General features: G+C 63.4%; 15 protein-coding genes and 2 tRNA genes. 12 read left to right on the top strand and 5 right to left on the bottom strand.

The window, feature by feature from the left end:
- Positions 1 to 90: 90 nt before the first annotated feature.
- From ABC969_RS01895 to ABC969_RS01885, 3 genes are read left to right on the top strand one after another with little or no spacing between them, the layout of a single operon-like run.
- Positions 91 to 834, top strand: coding sequence for a hypothetical protein (locus ABC969_RS01895; protein ID WP_345862574.1), 744 nt, complete (start codon positions 91 to 93; stop codon positions 832 to 834).
- On the top strand, positions 831 to 2,015 hold the full coding sequence (locus ABC969_RS01890) for a M48 family metallopeptidase (RefSeq protein WP_345862573.1): 1,185 nt from the start codon (positions 831 to 833) through the stop codon (positions 2,013 to 2,015). Before ABC969_RS01895 ends, ABC969_RS01890 begins: the two co-directional genes overlap by 4 nt.
- An 8-nt stretch (positions 2,016 to 2,023) precedes the next feature.
- Positions 2,024 to 2,644, top strand: a complete 621-nt coding sequence (locus ABC969_RS01885) for a hypothetical protein (RefSeq protein ID WP_345862571.1) — start codon at positions 2,024 to 2,026, stop codon at positions 2,642 to 2,644.
- A 3-nt stretch (positions 2,645 to 2,647) separates the two neighbouring features.
- Here ABC969_RS01885 and ABC969_RS01880 read toward each other — a convergent pair whose 3' ends face one another.
- Both ABC969_RS01880 and ABC969_RS01875 read right to left on the bottom strand, forming a co-directional pair.
- On the bottom strand, positions 2,648 to 2,842 hold the full coding sequence (locus tag ABC969_RS01880) for a hypothetical protein (RefSeq protein ID WP_345862570.1): 195 nt from the start codon (positions 2,840 to 2,842) through the stop codon (positions 2,648 to 2,650).
- A 10-nt stretch (positions 2,843 to 2,852) separates the two neighbouring features.
- Positions 2,853 to 3,026, bottom strand: a complete 174-nt coding sequence (locus ABC969_RS01875; RefSeq protein WP_345862569.1) for a hypothetical protein — start codon at positions 3,024 to 3,026, stop codon at positions 2,853 to 2,855.
- Positions 3,027 to 3,160: 134 nt separating this feature from the next.
- On the opposite strand from ABC969_RS01875, the gene ABC969_RS01870 reads away from it, so the two are divergent.
- From ABC969_RS01870 to clpX, 5 genes are all read left to right on the top strand, one after another.
- Positions 3,161 to 3,245, top strand: a tRNA-Leu gene (locus ABC969_RS01870).
- 66 nt (positions 3,246 to 3,311) lie between these two features.
- Positions 3,312 to 5,012: a trigger factor gene (tig, locus tag ABC969_RS01865; RefSeq protein ID WP_345862568.1), complete on the top strand. Its 1,701-nt coding sequence runs from the start codon at positions 3,312 to 3,314 to the stop codon at positions 5,010 to 5,012.
- 126 nt (positions 5,013 to 5,138) lie between these two features.
- Positions 5,139 to 6,077: a glycosyltransferase family 2 protein gene (locus ABC969_RS01860; protein ID WP_345862567.1), complete on the top strand. Its 939-nt coding sequence runs from the start codon at positions 5,139 to 5,141 to the stop codon at positions 6,075 to 6,077.
- A 72-nt stretch (positions 6,078 to 6,149) separates the two neighbouring features.
- Positions 6,150 to 6,842, top strand: a complete 693-nt coding sequence (locus tag ABC969_RS01855) for an ATP-dependent Clp protease proteolytic subunit (RefSeq protein WP_345862565.1) — start codon at positions 6,150 to 6,152, stop codon at positions 6,840 to 6,842.
- Positions 6,843 to 6,930: 88 nt separating this feature from the next.
- Positions 6,931 to 8,193 (top strand): ATP-dependent Clp protease ATP-binding subunit ClpX, encoded by a 1,263-nt coding sequence (clpX, locus tag ABC969_RS01850; RefSeq protein WP_345862563.1) that lies wholly within the window; start codon positions 6,931 to 6,933, stop codon positions 8,191 to 8,193.
- A 121-nt stretch (positions 8,194 to 8,314) separates the two neighbouring features.
- Here clpX and ABC969_RS01845 read toward each other — a convergent pair whose 3' ends face one another.
- The 3 genes from ABC969_RS01845 to ABC969_RS01835 form a co-directional block, all read right to left on the bottom strand.
- Positions 8,315 to 8,662 carry a hypothetical protein gene (locus ABC969_RS01845; protein WP_345862562.1) on the bottom strand — a complete coding sequence of 116 codons (348 nt, stop codon included), beginning with the start codon at positions 8,660 to 8,662 and terminating at the stop codon, positions 8,315 to 8,317.
- A 77-nt stretch (positions 8,663 to 8,739) separates the two neighbouring features.
- Complete coding sequence (locus ABC969_RS01840) at positions 8,740 to 8,985, bottom strand: hypothetical protein (RefSeq protein WP_345862561.1); 246 nt, start codon at positions 8,983 to 8,985, stop codon at positions 8,740 to 8,742.
- A complete protein-coding gene (locus ABC969_RS01835) occupies positions 8,982 to 10,802 on the bottom strand; it encodes a M1 family metallopeptidase (protein WP_345862560.1) in 1,821 nt (606 codons plus the stop codon). Before ABC969_RS01835 ends, ABC969_RS01840 begins: the two co-directional genes overlap by 4 nt.
- Here ABC969_RS01835 and lon point away from each other — a divergent pair.
- From lon to ABC969_RS01815, 4 genes are all read left to right on the top strand, one after another.
- Positions 10,801 to 13,197 carry an endopeptidase La gene (gene lon, locus ABC969_RS01830; RefSeq protein ID WP_345862559.1) on the top strand — a complete coding sequence of 799 codons (2,397 nt, stop codon included), beginning with the start codon at positions 10,801 to 10,803 and terminating at the stop codon, positions 13,195 to 13,197. The two genes, ABC969_RS01835 and lon, sit on opposite strands and share 2 nt — an antisense overlap.
- A 162-nt stretch (positions 13,198 to 13,359) precedes the next feature.
- Positions 13,360 to 13,632, top strand: coding sequence for an HU family DNA-binding protein (locus ABC969_RS01825; protein ID WP_345862558.1), 273 nt, complete (start codon positions 13,360 to 13,362; stop codon positions 13,630 to 13,632).
- A gap of 124 nt (positions 13,633 to 13,756) precedes the next feature.
- Positions 13,757 to 13,831 (top strand) — tRNA-Val (locus ABC969_RS01820).
- A 285-nt stretch (positions 13,832 to 14,116) separates the two neighbouring features.
- On the top strand, positions 14,117 to 15,739 hold the full coding sequence (locus ABC969_RS01815; protein WP_345862557.1) for a hypothetical protein: 1,623 nt from the start codon (positions 14,117 to 14,119) through the stop codon (positions 15,737 to 15,739).
- The last annotated feature ends 39 nt before the right edge of the window (positions 15,740 to 15,778 follow it).

The following is a 15,778-nucleotide window of genomic DNA, read 5'->3' as shown; positions in this document are numbered from 1 at the left end:
ATCTTGCGTTGACTGAATAGCCTGCCTTAGACCTGCCAGGTCGCGCGTCGGGGGACGATGCGGCATGGGGGGATTCGCATGATGGGCGTGATGTTCAGGCCGCTTCTGGCGCTTTTGTTGCTCGTTGGGGGCGTTCAGGCCGCACAGGCGCAGGAGAAATCCGGCATCAAACCCGGTTTCGCTTTGAAACAAGGCTCGGCCAAGATTCTGTTGATCCGCCCGACGATCAAGGTCGGCGCGCAATCGACCGGCGGCATGTTTGAGCCGAATGCGGATTGGACCGCGCAAGCCAAGGAATATCTCGGTACGGCGCTGAATGCGGCGCAATCGAAGCTCGGCAACGCGGTGATCGTGGCCGACGAGCCGATCGGCCCCGCGGCTGAAACGATGGCGGATTATCGCGCGCTTTTTTCGGTGCTGGCGGATTCGGTGATCCGCTATCAGTTCTTTCCCGGCAATCGGCTGCCGACCAAGAAGCGCAAGGGCGAGTTTGACTGGACCATGGGGCCGGGCGTCGCCGAGATCGCCAAGGGCTCCGGTGCGGACTATGCGCTCTTCATCTTCAACGAGGATCAATACGGCTCCACGGGGCGCAAGATTCTGCAGCTTTTCGCCGCCATGGCGTATGTCTCGGTCAAATCGGGCGAGCATCGCGGTTTTGCCGGGCTGGTCGACCTGCGTAGTGGCGATCTCGTCTGGCTGAACGCCGATCTCGCCATGGGCGGCGACGTGCGCACGCCGGAGGGGGCGCAGAAGCGCGTGGCGCAATTGCTGGAGGATTTTCCGGGCAGCTCGGCGTTTGCCAAAGACGCCACCAAGGTGGCGGCAAGATGACCTTCTGGCTGCGCGCGTCGTGCGCCGCGGTCTGCCTGGTATCTACGGTGCAGGCGGTGGCCAAGGACGCCATTCCTGCTGTGCCGCCCTATGTCGCGGCGTATCAGCCCCAGGGCGTCGACGAACGCGGCGTGTGGATGATCGCCGACGAGGCCGAGCGCAGCCTGCGCGATTCGAAGACGCTGATCGGCGATACAGCGCTCAACGCTTATCTGCGCGATGTGCTGTGCCGCACGGTGGGGGCGGATCGCTGCGGCGGGGTGCGCCTGTATGTCGTGCGTCAGGCGCTGTTCAATGCCTTCATGACGCCCAATGGCACGATGGTGGTCTATTCCGGGCTGTTGCTGCGCGTGCGCGACGAGGCCGAACTGGCGGCGGTGCTGGGGCACGAATTCGCGCATTTCGAACTGCGCCACACGCTGCGCGGCTTCCAGCACACCCGCTCGGCGACGGATATCGGCGCCTGGGCCGGGCTCCTCGCCGCCGGCGCGCGCACCTACGGCACGGCGCAGAGCTATCAGATGATCCAGTTGTCCGCGATCGGCTCGATCTTTTCGTTCAACCGTGATCAGGAGCGGCAGGCCGATCTGCTATCGATGGCCTATCTCAAGGCATCGCCATATGATCCGCGCTGTTTTGCCGACATCTGGCTGCGGCTGATGGATGAAGCGGACGCCACCGCGCGCGGGCGGCGGCAGCGCAGCAAGCGCTACGATCGCACCGCCTTCTTCGCCACGCATCCGCCGACGCTCGAACGCGCCACCTATCTGCGCGATCTGGCCACCGTGATGAACAAGCCGGGCGAAGACGATGCGCCGCGCTACGACGCCAAGCTGGCCGCGTGGCGCAGGCAATTCCTCGCCGATCAGCTCAAGCTCAATGATTTTGAGGGCACCGACTATCTGCTTGGCGAACTGGCGCGATCGGGCTGGACGGCGGATCTGCTCTTCGCGCGCGGCGAACTCTATCGCGCACGCGGCAATCCGCGTGATCTTGTTGCCGCCGCCAGCTTTTATCGCGATGCGATCGGGCAAGATCCGGCCAATGCCGAGGCCTATCGCGGCCTCGGCCTGGCGCAATTGCGCAGCCGTGATCCGGCGGGGGGCGATGCGCTCCGGAAATACCTCGCAATGCGGCCCGATGCGCCCGACGGCGCAATGATTTCCACCCTGGTGCAGTGAGAAACGACATGACCAAACGCAATCGCCTCGTGCTGGCCGCCATCGTCTCGCTGGCGCTGGCCGCGCCCGCCGTGGCGGGCAACAAGCTGATCCCCCAGGGCCAGTCGGTCACGGTGGCGAAGTCACCGCTGACGATCACGCCCGATCACGAGTGGAACAAGATGGGCGCGCGGCCCGGGCGCAATTCCGAGACCTGGACGCTGGATGGCGACGGGCTCAACGACGTTACCTTTTATGGCGGCATTGAATCCGGACGGACACTGTTTCGCGAGGTCAGCAAGAAGACCAAACCGCTGCCGCGTTTCGCCGCGACGATGCTGCTGACCGACATTCCGGCATTGTTCGAGGCAAGCTACAGCATCGCGCTCGACACGCGGCTGATGAAGATCGACAGCGTCACGCCGACGACGTTGCTCGGCACCCGCGGCGTGCATTTCAGCTATTCGTTTTCGCGAGCGGATGAGGAAGTGCGGCGCAAGGGCGAGGCTTCAACGGCGATCATTGGCGGCAAGCTGTACATGATCACGTTCGAAGCCCCGAACGTCTATTATTTCGACCGCGACATTGGCGGCTACCGCGCCATCGTGGCCAGCGCCAAGCTGGGTGCAACCACGATGGCTGCGCGGTAGCCGTTATTGCGCGGTATCGTCCTGGTTCTTCACCACGCCGCCGGTGCCACCGACGCCGTCATGCTCGCCGGCCGACGTGAAGGTCTCGGGCTCTTCGCCGCCTTCGCCGCGCTCGACCGCATCCTTGCGCGCCTCGACCATCTGCTGGAGGTCGCTGCGGGGGTCTTCGTTGATCTTCAGATCAGGGTCGTCCGCCATGTCGGCTCCTTCAAGCGTAGGTTGCGCCGCCATAGGGCTGGCCGGGGGCGATGTCGGGACCGACATCCGGGGTGGTGTCGGGGAAATCGACATCGGGCTGCGGCGAGGGCAGCTCGGTCGGCACGGGATCGGGCTGCGCCGGCTGGCTCGGCTGCGGGGGAAGTTCGGGGGGCGTGGATGCCATGATCATTCTCCTTCGCGCTATCCAACGCGCCAGCCGGGGCACGGTTGCGTGGGCCGGGCGCGGATGATGTGCGACGTGGCTTGCCCCGGGGGCCGTGACTGGTATAGACGCCGCCGACCTGCGGTGTCCAACGTGCGGGCGTGGCGGAACTGGTAGACGCGCTTGGTTTAGGTCCAAGTATCGCAAGATGTGGGGGTTCGAGTCCCTTCGCCCGCACCAGTCCTTCGCGCTTCGCCGCGAGGGTGGCCGCGAACAAGATAGATTCCTGAAAAGGCGTGAGTTGAAATGCAGACTGTCGAGACGTTGAACGAAGGCCTGAAGCGCGCCTACACGCTGATGATCACCGCCAAGGATATCGAATCCAAGGTCGATGCCGAGCTGAAGCGCGTGGCGCCGCAGGTCCGCATGCCCGGTTTCCGCCCCGGCAAGGTGCCGGCGAACCTGGTGCGCAAGATGCACGGCGAATCGCTGATGCAGGATGCGCTGAACAGCTCGATCCAGCAGGGCGTGCAGCAGCTCATCACCGAGCAGCGCATCCGTCCGGCAATGCAGCCGTCGGTCAGCCTGGGCGAGTATGCGCCGGGCCAGGACGCCGAAGTGAAGGTCGAGCTGGAAGTGCTCCCCGACGTGCCCACCCGATCGATCGATAGCCTCAAGCTGGAGCGCCTGACCGTGCCGGCGGACGAAGCCAAGGTGCAGGAGCAGCTGCAGAAGTTTGCTGACCAACAGAAGCGTTTCGAAGACGCGCCGGAAGGCCATGCCGCGGCGACCGGCGATCTGGTCGAGATGGATTTCGTCGGCAAGGTGGGTGGCGTCGCCTTCGATGGCGGCACCGGCCAGGACATGTCGGTCGAGATCGGCACGGGGCGTCTGATCCCCGGTTTCGAGGATCAGCTGGTCGGCGTGAACGTCGGTGACGAGACGCAGATCGAAGTGACCTTCCCGATCGATTATCAGGTCAAGGAACTGGCCGGCCAGCCCGCCACGTTCGATCTCAAGATCAAGGCTGTTAAGGTCGCCGGCGAGACGGTGATCGACGATACGCTGGCCACCTCGCTCGGGCTCGAAAGCCTGGAGCAGCTGTCCGGTCTGCTGAAAGGCCAGATCGAGCAGGAGCTGAATGGTCTCACGCGCACCTATATGAAGCGCAAGCTGCTCGATCAGCTCGCCGAAGGTCATGATTTCCCGGTGCCGCCGTCGATGGTCGAAGCCGAATTCGGCCAGATCTGGTCGCAGCTGGAGCATGAAGCGACGCACGAGGAAGATCCCGCCGCTGCTTTGGCCGAGATGGAAGGCGAGCGCGACGATTACCAGAAGATCGCGGAGCGCCGCGTCCGTCTCGGGCTGTTGCTTTCGGAAATCGGCCAGGCCAACGGCATCGAAGTCTCCAATCAGGAAATGCAGCGTCTGGTCGCGCAGGCCGCGCAGCAATATGGCCCGGAAGATCGCAAGCGCTTCATGGATTATGTCCAGCAGGAGCCGATGGCCGCCGCCCAGCTGCGCGCACCGCTGTATGAGGACAAGGTGGTCGATTTCCTGTTCGAGAAGGCCGAAATCAGCGATCGCGAAGTGACGCGCGAGGAACTGGAAGCGGCGATCGAGAGCGACGAGGGTTTCTCGACCGGCACGCACAGCCACGATCATGACAATCACAAGCCCAAGGCGAAGAAGGCCAAGAAGGGCGAGGCCGCTGACGGCGCAGCAGAGGTGACTGCCGATGCGGCACAGCCCAAGCCGGCCAAGAAGGCCGCCGCCAAGCAGATGGAAGACGCCGATATCGAGCCGGCAGCGCCCGGCGACGAGCTGGTCCAGGCCGAGCCGGTGAAGAAGGCGGCGACCAAGAAGGCCAAGGCGGCACCGGCGGATGTGGCAACCGAGTTGACGACGTCGTCACCGGCGGCGGCGGAAGCGGCCCAGGGCACCGAAGCGGCGGATGCGCCGGTGAAGAAGCCGCGCGCCAAGAAGCCGGCGGCGGATCAGGCGTAATTCTACCGAGCGTCATCCCAGCGCAGGCTGGGATCTCAAGCGGTTGGCGCGAGACGGGAACCGATTGAAGCCCCAGCGTACGCTGGGGTGACGGTCTGGCGGCGGACGAGCGGAGGCAGGGCAAGCATGAGTGATATCGGCCCCAGCATCGCCGTCCTGCTACCCTGCTATAACGAGGAAGCCGCCATCGCGCAGACGGTGGCGAGCTTCCGCGCCGCGCTGCCGACCGCGCGGATCTATGTGTACGACAACAATTCCACCGATCGAACGATCGAGGCAGCGCGCGCTGCCGGTGCGATTGTGCGGATCGAGCGCATCCAGGGCAAAGGCGCGGTGGTGCGGCGCATGTTCGCCGATGTGGACGCCGACATTTATGTCATGGCCGATGGCGACGCGACCTACGACGCGAGCGCCGCGCCGGCGCTGATCGCGCGCATGCTGGAAGAACAGCTCGACATGGTGGTCGGTAGCCGCGTGACCGAGGTCACCGCCGCCTACCGCCGCGGGCACCAGCTCGGCAACAAGGCGATGACCGGGCTGCTGGCGCAACTGTTTGGCCGCAGCTTCACCGATATCTTTTCCGGCTACCGCGTGTTTTCGCAGCGTTTCGTGAAGAGCTTTCCGGTGCTCTCGGCCGGGTTCGAGATCGAGACCGAGATCAGCGTGCACGCCCTGGAGCTCAAGATGCCGGTCGGCGAGATCGAGACGCGCTATTTCGCGCGGCCGGAAGGGTCGGAATCAAAACTCAACACCTATGGCGATGGTCTGCGCATTCTCAACACGATTGCCACGCTGTATCGCATCGAACGGCCAATCCTGTTTTTCGGCGTCATCGCGGCGCTGTTGGCCGCTGTCGCCGTGGTTCTGGCGATTCCGCTGGCGATCACCTATATGCAGACGCATCTGGTGCCGCGCTTCCCGACTGCAATCCTGATCACCGGGCTCGGCATCCTCGCCGCGCTCAATGTGTTCGCCGGATTGATCCTCGATACGGTGGTGCGCGGCCGGCGCGAGATGCGGCGGCTGGCCTATCTCGCCCACAAGGCTCCCGGCAACGGGGGTTGAACTCGTTTCTCCCAGCGCCGATGTATGTGGCTCGCCGACAAGGCTTCTGGGGCATAAGGACTGAATACTCCCATGCATAATCCGTTCGAGACCGGTAATTTCGCCCCTCCGGGGTTCCGCGCAGACCCGATCACCGGTGGCCTCGTGCCGATCGTGATCGAGCAGTCGAACCGCGGCGAGCGCAGCTTCGACATCTATTCGCGTCTGTTGCGCGAGCGCATCATCTTCATCACCGGCGGCGTCGAGGACCATATGGCCTCGGTGATCACCGCGCAGTTGCTCTTCCTGGAGTCGGAAAACCCCAAGAAGGACATCTTCATGTACATCAACTCGCCGGGCGGTGTCGTCACGGCGGGCATGGCGATCCATGACACGATGCAATATATCCGTCCGCGCGTCGGCACGGTGTGCATCGGCCAGGCCGCCTCGATGGGCAGCTTCCTGCTTGCCGCCGGCGAGCCCGGGATGCGCGTCGCGCTGACCAATTCGCGTATCATGATCCACCAGCCGTCGGGTGGCGCGCAGGGCATGGCCAGCGACATCCAGATCCAGGCGCAGGAAATCCAGCGCATCAAGAACCGGATGAACGCCTTGTATGCGCAATATACCGGCAAGCCGATCGAGGAGATCGAAAAGGCGATGGATCGCGATACCTTCCTCGAGGCGCACGAAGCCAAGGCGTTCGGCCTGATCGATGAAGTGTTCGACAAGCGGCCCGCGGTTATCGATGAGACGGGCGCGACACCGGTGTTGCCGGCGTCGTAAGCGCGTATTTGTATTGTAGGATTGCAGGCGGGCGGCCTAAGGTGGTTGCCCGCACTAGCGCATCCCTTGGATGCGAAGGATGGATTGAATGACCAAGTTGAGCGGCGGCGATTCGAAAAGCACCCTGTATTGCTCGTTCTGCGGCAAGTCGCAGCACGAGGTGCGCAAGCTGATTGCCGGGCCGACCGTGTTCATCTGCGACGAATGCGTCGAGCTGTGCAACGATATCATCCGCGAGGAAACCAAATCCGCATTGGTGTCCAAGAAGGATGGCGGCGTGCCCACGCCGCAGGAAATCTGCGACGTGCTCGATGATTATGTGATCGGCCAGAAGCGCGCCAAGCGCGTGCTGTCGGTGGCGGTGCACAACCATTACAAGCGCCTCAACCACGGCCAGAAGGGCGCCGATGTCGAGCTCGCCAAGAGCAACATCCTGCTCGTCGGCCCAACCGGCTGCGGCAAGACGCTGCTGGCGCAGACGCTGGCGCGCATCCTCGATGTGCCCTTCACGATGGCCGATGCGACCACGCTGACGGAGGCCGGTTATGTGGGCGAGGATGTCGAGAACATCATCCTCAAGCTGCTTCAAGCGTCGGACTATAATGTCGAGCGGGCGCAGCGCGGGATCGTCTATATCGACGAGATCGATAAGATCAGCCGCAAGGCGGAGAATCCATCGATCACGCGCGACGTGTCGGGCGAGGGCGTGCAGCAGGCGCTGCTCAAGCTGATGGAAGGCACCACCGCGAGCGTGCCGCCGCAGGGCGGGCGCAAGCATCCGCAGCAGGAATTCCTGCAGGTCGACACGACCAACATCCTGTTCATTTGCGGCGGCGCGTTCTCGGGGCTCGAGAAGATCATCGGCGATCGTTTGCAGGGCAAGTCGATCGGCTTTGGCGCCTATGTGGCGAGCCCGGAAGAGCGCAAGACCGGCGAGACGCTGAAATCGGTCGAGCCCGAGGATCTGCTCAAGTTTGGGCTCATTCCTGAGTTCGTCGGCCGTCTTCCCGTCATCGCGACGCTGGAAGATCTCGACGTGCCGGCGCTGGTGATGATTCTGACGGAGCCGAAGAACGCCTTGGTGAAGCAGTATCAGAAGCTGTTCGACATGGAGGACGTGAAGCTCGGCTTCACCGACGACGCGCTGGTAACAGTGGCCAAGAAGGCGATCGATCGAAAGACCGGTGCGCGCGGTTTGCGCTCGATCCTGGAGAGCATCCTGCTTGATACGATGTTCGATCTGCCCGGAATGGACTCGGTCGATGAGGTGATGATCGATGGCGACGTGATCGAGGGCCGCAAGGAGCCGATCCGCGTCTATGCCAAGAAAGAAAAGTCGGGCGCCGCATAAGCAAAGGGGGAGGGCTTCGGTCCTCCCCGTTACCCCGGCAAAGCTGGGGTCTTGGGCGCTCTAGGCTCGTACCAGCGGTATGACCTGTGGCGCCATTGCGAGGCAGTCCGCGCCGAGGACTTTATTCCGCGGCTTCCTTTGCCAGCCGCTCCAGCCAGGCCTTGGCCTGTTTGGGTTCGCCCACCGCGCTTGGGCTCGCCACGCCGCGTGCTGCGATAAAGTCGCTGTGCAATGTGAACGGCGCCACATCGAGCTGATCCCGCAATTTGTCGATCGCCGCGGCCAGGTCGTCCAGCTCGTCGATCAACGGCGCGAATTTGGCGATGCTTTGTTTATCGGGGCGATGGCCGAACAACCCCCAGCGCCCGGCGGCACAGGTTTCCAGCGCGGCGGTGAGAATGCCGAGATATTCGGTCTCGAGTTCAGCGCGGCGGAGATCGGTCTGTTCGAGGCGGGCGGCTTTGGCCATGATAATATCCTTTGCGTGGCCCATGCCATAACGGCGCCGTCAGGAGGCGTAAAATCGAGCCGTCGACATTACGCGACTTACGCTCGCCTGTTGGCATCTGTCCGCTGCCGCGCCGCGAGCGCCAGGCCGGCAGCGATCTGTACCAGCGCATAGGCCCGGCGGCGACCCGGTCGCCCACGGAACGGCGCGACCAGTGCTTCGGAGCCAAGCGCGTCTTCCGCCCACAAGGCGACGTGGCGGCGCGGCTGGAGGAGCCCTAGCAACCCGTCGCCGATCATGAACATCGCCGCCATTTCCGCCCCCCGCTTGGTCCATCGGCTCATTGTGACATTCCTTCCGGTTTTGCCGCGGCGCGCCGCCGGGCCTGATCCGCCTGATACGCCTCGACGGCCGTGGAACGTTTTAGCACGCGGGCATGAGGATCGAGCACGATATGCGCGCCGTCTGCCACCGTCAGCGTGCCGCGCCCGCCGGTCATCGCCAATTTTTCAATCCGCCCATCGATCTGCAGCTCGATCGGCATGGGAAAGACGCGCCCGTCGGGCGCCGACCATTGCAATGCTATCACGCCCTTGCGGCGCGTGGCGATCAGCTCGGGCAACGCGGCCTGGCGCAGATAGGTCTCAAAGAACCAGCCGTAATCCCGACCGGTCACCGATCTTACCAGCGCCTCATACTCGGTCGTTGTACCGAAGCGCGGGCGAAAACTGCCCGGCTTGGGATCGGTCTGTCCGAAAACGGCGCGCCGCGTGACCTCAAAGAAAGCGGCATCGCCGATCAGCCCGCGCAGCGTGTGCAGGATCCACGAGCCCTTGTAATAGATGTCCGTGCCCGGCCCGCCCAGCTTGGTCTCGTATACTTCCTCCTCGGTGCGCACCCGCCCTGAGACGATCGGCTGTGCGTTGACGATCTTGTTGCGCTGATCGTCGAGCATCGTCGCATAGCGCGCTTCGCCCTCGCGCCAGCGGCCGTAGAGCGGCTGCATGTAGCTGGCATAGCCTTCGTGCAGCCAGTAATCGTCCCAGTTCGCCGCGGTCAGCTGGTTGCCAAAATATTCGTGCGCAAATTCGTGGTGGAACAGCCAGTCGAATCCCTCGGGCGCCTTGGCATAATCGTTGCCATAAGCGTTGATCGTCTGGTGCTCCATGCCCTTGTACGGCGTCTCCACCACGCCCAGTTTCTCGTCGCCGAACGGGTAGGGGCCGATCACGCTTTCGAAAAAATCGAGCGTGGACGCGAACTCGGCGAACAGGGCGCGCGCCTGCGGCTCTTCCCCCGGCAAATACCAATAATGCATCGGGATGCGGTTACCGAAGCGGCTGTGATACGTTTCGCGCACTTCCTCATAGGGGCCGACGTTGAGCGCGATGCCATACGTATTGGGTTGCCGCGCGCGCCAATGCCAGGTCGTGCGGCCATCGGGCAGCGTGTCGACCCGCAACAATCTTCCATTGCTCGGCGCCTTCAATCCCCTGGGCACGGTGATGTGCAGATCGACCGCCGCCGGTTCTCCAGTGGGGAAATCGAGGCACGGCCAGAACAGATCGCAGCCATAGCCTTCCGCGGTGGTGCCGAACCACGTCTTGCCGTCTTTGGTTTTCGCCCAGACCACGCCATCATCCCACGGCGCGCGCACCGCGATGTGTGGCGCGCCGCCATAGCGGATCGTGACCACCACGGTGCGCCCGGCCGCGATCGGGCGCGGCAGCGTGATCAGCAATCGGCCATCGGGATTGCGCCACGCCGAAGCTTTCAGCGCGCGCCCGTTAAGGGCGATCGCGCTGACCGGCAGGTTGCGATCGAGATCGATCGGCAGCCTCGCCATCCGCCGCAGTGCGGTGAACCGCAGCGTCGCCACGCCTTCAAGCCGCTGCGTTTCAGGCAGCACTTCAAAGCGCAGATCGGCGAAATCGAAGCGCACATTGGCTTGGTCGGGATCGATCGGGCCGCCGGATCGCTTGGTCTGCGCCGTCAGCGGCGGCGCGCCGTTTTCAATCGGGCCGGCCGCGATCAGCAGCGGCGCGGCGACCAAAGCGACCGCCGTTAAAAGCGACCAATGCGCGCGCCGATTGATGGATCGGCAAGGATCACCATATAAGGTCAGTAACGCACCGCGTTTTGGTGCCTCCGGAGCATTCATGATGCAATCTTACCCCGTCTTGCCGCTGCGCGATATTGTTGTGTTTCCGCACATGATCGTGCCGTTGTTCGTGGGCCGCGACAAGTCCGTCGCGGCGCTGGAAGCGGCGATGAACGCCGACAAGGAAATTTTTCTCGTCGCGCAACTCGATCCCGCCGAGGACGATCCCGCACGCGAGGATCTGTACGATCTCGGCGTCACCGCCACCGTGCTGCAATTGCTCAAACTTCCCGATGGCACGGTTCGCGTGCTGGTCGAGGGCAAAACGCGCGCCACGCTCGATGTGCTGAGCGAAACCGACAATTATCTCACCGCCACCGTGCTGCCGGTCGAGGATCTCGCTGCCGAGGGCACCGAGGTCGAGGCGCTGATGCGCTCGGTGATCGATCAGTTCGAAAATTATGCCAAGCTGAACCGTAAGCTGCCGGCCGAAGCCACCGTGCAGATGGGTGAAATCGAGGATGCCTCGCGCCTGTCCGATGCGATCGCCGCCAACATCTCGGTCAAGGTAGCGGACAAGCAGACGCTGCTGGTCGAGTCCGATCCCGCCAAGCGGCTGGAGATGGCCTTTGCCTTCATGGAAGGCGAGCTTGGCGTGCTGCGCGTCGAAAAGAAGATCAAGAGCCGCGTCAAACGCCAGATGGAAAAGACGCAGCGCGAATATTATCTCAACGAGCAGTTGAAGGCGATCCAGCGCGAGTTGGGCAATGAGAGCGAGGAAGGCGAGGGCGATGAGATCGCCGAGTTGACGCAGAAGATCGCTTCGCTGAAAATGTCCAAGGAAGCGCGTTCCAAGGCCACTGCCGAGCTCAAGAAGCTCAAGACGATGGCGCCGATGAGCGCCGAGGCGACGGTGATCCGCAATTATCTCGATGTGCTGCTGGGTCTGCCCTGGGGCAAGAAATCGAAGGTCAAGAAGGATATCGCCGCAGCGCAAGGCGTGCTCGACGAGGATCATTATGCGCTGGAAAAGGTCAAGGACCGGATCATCGAATATCTCGGCGTGCAGGCGCGCATCAACAAGCTGAAGGGGCCGATCCTGTGCCTAGTCGGCCCGCCGGGCGTGGGCAAGACCAGCCTGGGCAAGTCGATCGCCAAGGCGACGGGCCGCGAGTTTATCCGCCAGTCGCTTGGCGGTGTGCGCGATGAAGCCGAAATCCGCGGGCATCGCCGCACCTATATCGGCTCGCTGCCGGGCAAGATCGTGACCAACTTGAAGAAGGCGGGCACCAGCAACCCGCTGTTCCTGCTCGACGAGATCGACAAGCTCGGGCAGGATTTCCGCGGTGATCCGGCTTCCGCTCTGCTCGAGGTCCTCGATCCGGAGCAGAATGCGAAGTTCCAGGATCACTATCTGGAGGTCGATTACGATCTTTCGGATGTGATGTTCGTGTGCACGGCCAACTCGCTCAATCTGCCGCAGGCGTTGCTCGACCGCATGGAGATCATCCGGCTGGAGGGTTATACCGAGGACGAGAAGGTAGAAATCGCGCGGCGCCATCTGATCGAGAAGCAGATCGAGGCGCATGGGCTGAAAAAGGGCGAGTTCGAGCTCACCACGGAGGGCCTGCGCGCGCTGATCCAGTTCTACACGCGTGAAGCCGGCGTGCGCACGCTGGAGCGCGAAATCGCGCGGCTGGCACGCAAGGCGCTGCGCCAGATTCTCGAAGGCAAGGTAACCAGCGTGGTCATCACGCCGGACAATCTCGGCGAGTTCGCCGGCGTTAAGAAATATCGCCACGAGCTGGGCGAGGAGGAGAATCAGATCGGCGCCGTCACTGGGCTGGCGTGGACCGAGGTGGGTGGCGAACTGCTGACCATCGAAAGCGTCACCGTGCCCGGCAAGGGCGCGGCCAAGGTTACCGGCACGCTCGGCGATGTGATGAAGGAATCGATCGATACCGCGCTCAGCTTCGTCAAGGCACGCAGCCCGAGCTACGGCATCAAGCCCTCGCTGTTCAACCGCAAGGATATCCATATCCATCTGCCTGAAGGCGCGGTGCCCAAGGATGGTCCATCGGCCGGCATCGGTATGGTCACCGCGATCGTTTCGACGTTGACCGGCGTTCCGGTACGCCGCGAAATCGCCATGACCGGCGAAGTGACGCTCCGGGGCCGGGTACTGCCGATCGGCGGCTTGAAGGAAAAGCTGCTCGCGGCGCTGCGAGGCGGGATCAAGACGGTGCTGATCCCGCACGATAACGAGAAGGATCTGGCGGAAATTCCCGCCAACATCCTGAACGGTTTGCATATCGTGCCCGTCAAGCATGTCGATGAAGTGCTCAAGCTGGCGTTGACCGAGCCATTGGTGGCGATCGACTGGACCGACGCCGACGAGCTTGCCGCCTTGCCGCCGCCGGGCGTTACCCCTGCGGGGGGCGAGCTGCACCATTGATGAGGATTGGCGGGCTGCGCCGCGCAGCCCGCCGTTTTCCTGGCATATTGCGGCGCCGCCACGTCATTTTGCTTTGACAGGCTCGGTAAGTACGGCCTTACTGAACCACCGGCTATGCGCCGGGAATCATTTTTCGTAGTTATGTAAGCGGGGGTTTTGGGCATGAACAAGCAGGAATTGATCGGCACGGTCGCGGATGCGTCCGGGCTGAGCAAGAACGACGCGACCAAGTCGGTGGAGGCTGTGTTCGAAGCCATCTCCGCATCGCTTAAGAAGGGCGATGAAGTCCGCCTGGTCGGCTTCGGCACGTTTTCCGTAAGCAAGCGCAAGGCATCGACCGGCCGCAACCCCCGCACCGGTGAGCCAATGACGATCAAGGCCTCGACCCAGCCCAAGTTCAAGGCCGGCAAGGGCCTAAAAGACGCGGTCAACTAAGCGGTTTTCGTCGCGCTGGGGGTGGACAAAGCCTCCGCCGGCGCTCTAAGGCGATGACATCGGGGCGGCGGTAACGTCGCCCCGTTGCGTTGATGGCCCCCTCTTAATGGAGCTGGCCGTCAGCGGGCGCGTAGCTCAGCGGTAGAGCACACCCTTCACACGGGTGGGGTCACAGGTTCAATCCCTGTCGCGCCCACCATTTTTCAAAACCCGTCGGCTGCAAGGCCGGCGGGTTTTTGCATTTGATCTGGGTGGCTTGCGTTCTGGTCAATCTTGCCACTGCGAGGTGCGCAATCGTCATGATTCTGTAACGGATGTCACAAATCCGTCATTGCACCGCAATCATATCGTCTTGGAAACCGCGTCCGCCCGTCACGAATGCCGCCTAGGCGCAACATTGCGGGGCGACAGGGGGATAACCGAGTCGGCCGCAAGGGCATCCGCCCGCAGGTTTAACCCGGCAGCGCCGGACTCGGAGATTTTCATGGCCAGCTTTACGCGCATCAGCCTCGCTTTGTTGACCGGCACTGCCGCACTCGCGCTTGCCGCTTGCGATGGCGCAGACGGCGTTGCTTCGCCCGGTGGCGTGATCGGCGGCACGCCAGCACCGTCGCCGACCCCGACGCCCACGCCCACGCCAACGCCCGCCCCATCGGCGATCGCGGCTTTCGCCGAGACGGCGCAGAGCGGCATCACCGTTACGCGTGACGAGCAGCTGGCGGTCGTCAACGCTGGCACCAACAACAATCTGAGCGGCGTGAACCCGCTGAACGGCTTCCTGCCAATCGGTGCGGCCGCCACGGCAACCGCGTTCAACGCCTCAACGATCAATCCGTTCTTCGTGGCGACCAGCTATATCGGCGCGGTCAACCCGGCCGGCGATACCTGGTACCAGGGCTGGACCTGCAATTCCTCGACTGCCAATTTCGGCAGCACCAGCGGGTCGTGCTCGGCCGTGCCAACCATCGCTGCGACAGCTACGCCGGCGGCAACCGCTTGCCCGGCAGGCACGACCGCAGCCGGCACCAACACCAATTATCGCCTCTGCGTCCTCCCGGCTCTGGTCAGCGGCAATTTGTCGCTCCCGGCGATTGCGGGCATCGCGTATCAGATCAACGGTCGCGTTGATGTCGGTGTCGATACGGGTGGTGACGGCACGGCCGCTGGCGGCGCCGCCGCGACGCTGACCTTTGCGGCGGGCAGCCTGATCGTGTCGAACTCGAGCGACGCGGCCAATGATTACCTCGTGGTCAATCGCGGTTCGCGGCTGAATGCGATCGGCACGGCAACCGCCCCGATCATCTTCACCTCGCAGCAGAACCTGAACTCGGCTTCCAATGGTGATGCGACGCAGGGCCAGTGGGGCGGGATCATCCTCACCGGCAAGGCGCAGATTTCGAACTGTAATGCCACCGGCATCGCCGGCGGTGCGGCCAATTGCCAGAACGTCGTCGAAGGCACGGGCAACGCGCTGTACGGCGGCGCCACGGCGGCAGACAACAGCGGCACGCTGCAATATGTCCAGATTCGCTATTCGGGCATCGCGATTTCCGAAGGCAACGAGCTGCAGGGTCTGACGCTCGGCGGTACCGGTTCGGGCACCACGCTGGATCACATCCAGGTGCACAACAGCTCGGACGATGGCATCGAGATTTTCGGCGGCCGCAGCAATCTGAAATATCTGGCGCTGACCGGTTCGGATGATGATGGTCTGGATACCGATGTCGGCTGGCAGGGCATGGTGCAGTTCGCCATCGTCGCGCAGAAGGTCGGCGGCGCCACCACCGACTCGTTCTCAAGCGAGATCGACTCGAACGGCAATGAAGACTTCATCCCGCGTCAGAAGGGCAAGCTCGCCAACTTCACCTTCATCCAGACGGCAAATGCCCCGGCGGCGATCCGCCTGCGCGGCGGCGCGGATTATACCTTCATGAACGGCATCGTGAAATCGGTCGTGCCGTGCCTCAACATGGTTGCCGGTACGGAGGCCAATGGCGGCAAATCGACCATCCGCCCGGCCGGCGGCACGGGTGCGGTGCCGACGACGATCGAGGAGGACGGCCCGCCCGTATTCCGCTCGGTATACTTCGCCTGCAACAACGCCTGAGCCTCTAGCGCCCAGCCGACCAGTGGATGCCGGGGCGAA

The organism is Sphingomonas qilianensis (assembly GCF_039614825.1).
Lineage (GTDB): Bacteria > Pseudomonadota > Alphaproteobacteria > Sphingomonadales > Sphingomonadaceae > Sphingomonas > Sphingomonas qilianensis.
The sequence above is the reverse complement of the archived record's forward strand: the minus strand, read 5'-3'. Positions and strand labels throughout refer to the sequence as shown.

Coding starts and splice junctions, on each gene's coding strand:
- ABC969_RS01880 (WP_345862570.1), bottom strand. CDS start 2,842: ATGGCGGACGACCCTGATCTGAAGATCAACGAAGACCCCCGCAGCGAC.
- ABC969_RS01835 (WP_345862560.1), bottom strand. CDS start 10,802: ATGAATGCTCCGGAGGCACCAAAACGCGGTGCGTTACTGACCTTATAT.
- ABC969_RS01860 (WP_345862567.1), top strand. CDS start 5,139: ATGAGTGATATCGGCCCCAGCATCGCCGTCCTGCTACCCTGCTATAAC.
- clpX (WP_345862563.1), top strand. CDS start 6,931: ATGACCAAGTTGAGCGGCGGCGATTCGAAAAGCACCCTGTATTGCTCG.
- lon (WP_345862559.1), top strand. CDS start 10,801: ATGATGCAATCTTACCCCGTCTTGCCGCTGCGCGATATTGTTGTGTTT.
- ABC969_RS01825 (WP_345862558.1), top strand. CDS start 13,360: ATGAACAAGCAGGAATTGATCGGCACGGTCGCGGATGCGTCCGGGCTG.
- tig (WP_345862568.1), top strand. CDS start 3,312: ATGCAGACTGTCGAGACGTTGAACGAAGGCCTGAAGCGCGCCTACACG.
- ABC969_RS01885 (WP_345862571.1), top strand. CDS start 2,024: ATGACCAAACGCAATCGCCTCGTGCTGGCCGCCATCGTCTCGCTGGCG.
- ABC969_RS01840 (WP_345862561.1), bottom strand. CDS start 8,985: ATGAGCCGATGGACCAAGCGGGGGGCGGAAATGGCGGCGATGTTCATG.
- ABC969_RS01845 (WP_345862562.1), bottom strand. CDS start 8,662: ATGGCCAAAGCCGCCCGCCTCGAACAGACCGATCTCCGCCGCGCTGAA.
- ABC969_RS01890 (WP_345862573.1), top strand. CDS start 831: ATGACCTTCTGGCTGCGCGCGTCGTGCGCCGCGGTCTGCCTGGTATCT.
- ABC969_RS01895 (WP_345862574.1), top strand. CDS start 91: ATGTTCAGGCCGCTTCTGGCGCTTTTGTTGCTCGTTGGGGGCGTTCAG.
- ABC969_RS01855 (WP_345862565.1), top strand. CDS start 6,150: ATGCATAATCCGTTCGAGACCGGTAATTTCGCCCCTCCGGGGTTCCGC.
- ABC969_RS01875 (WP_345862569.1), bottom strand. CDS start 3,026: ATGGCATCCACGCCCCCCGAACTTCCCCCGCAGCCGAGCCAGCCGGCG.
- ABC969_RS01815 (WP_345862557.1), top strand. CDS start 14,117: ATGGCCAGCTTTACGCGCATCAGCCTCGCTTTGTTGACCGGCACTGCC.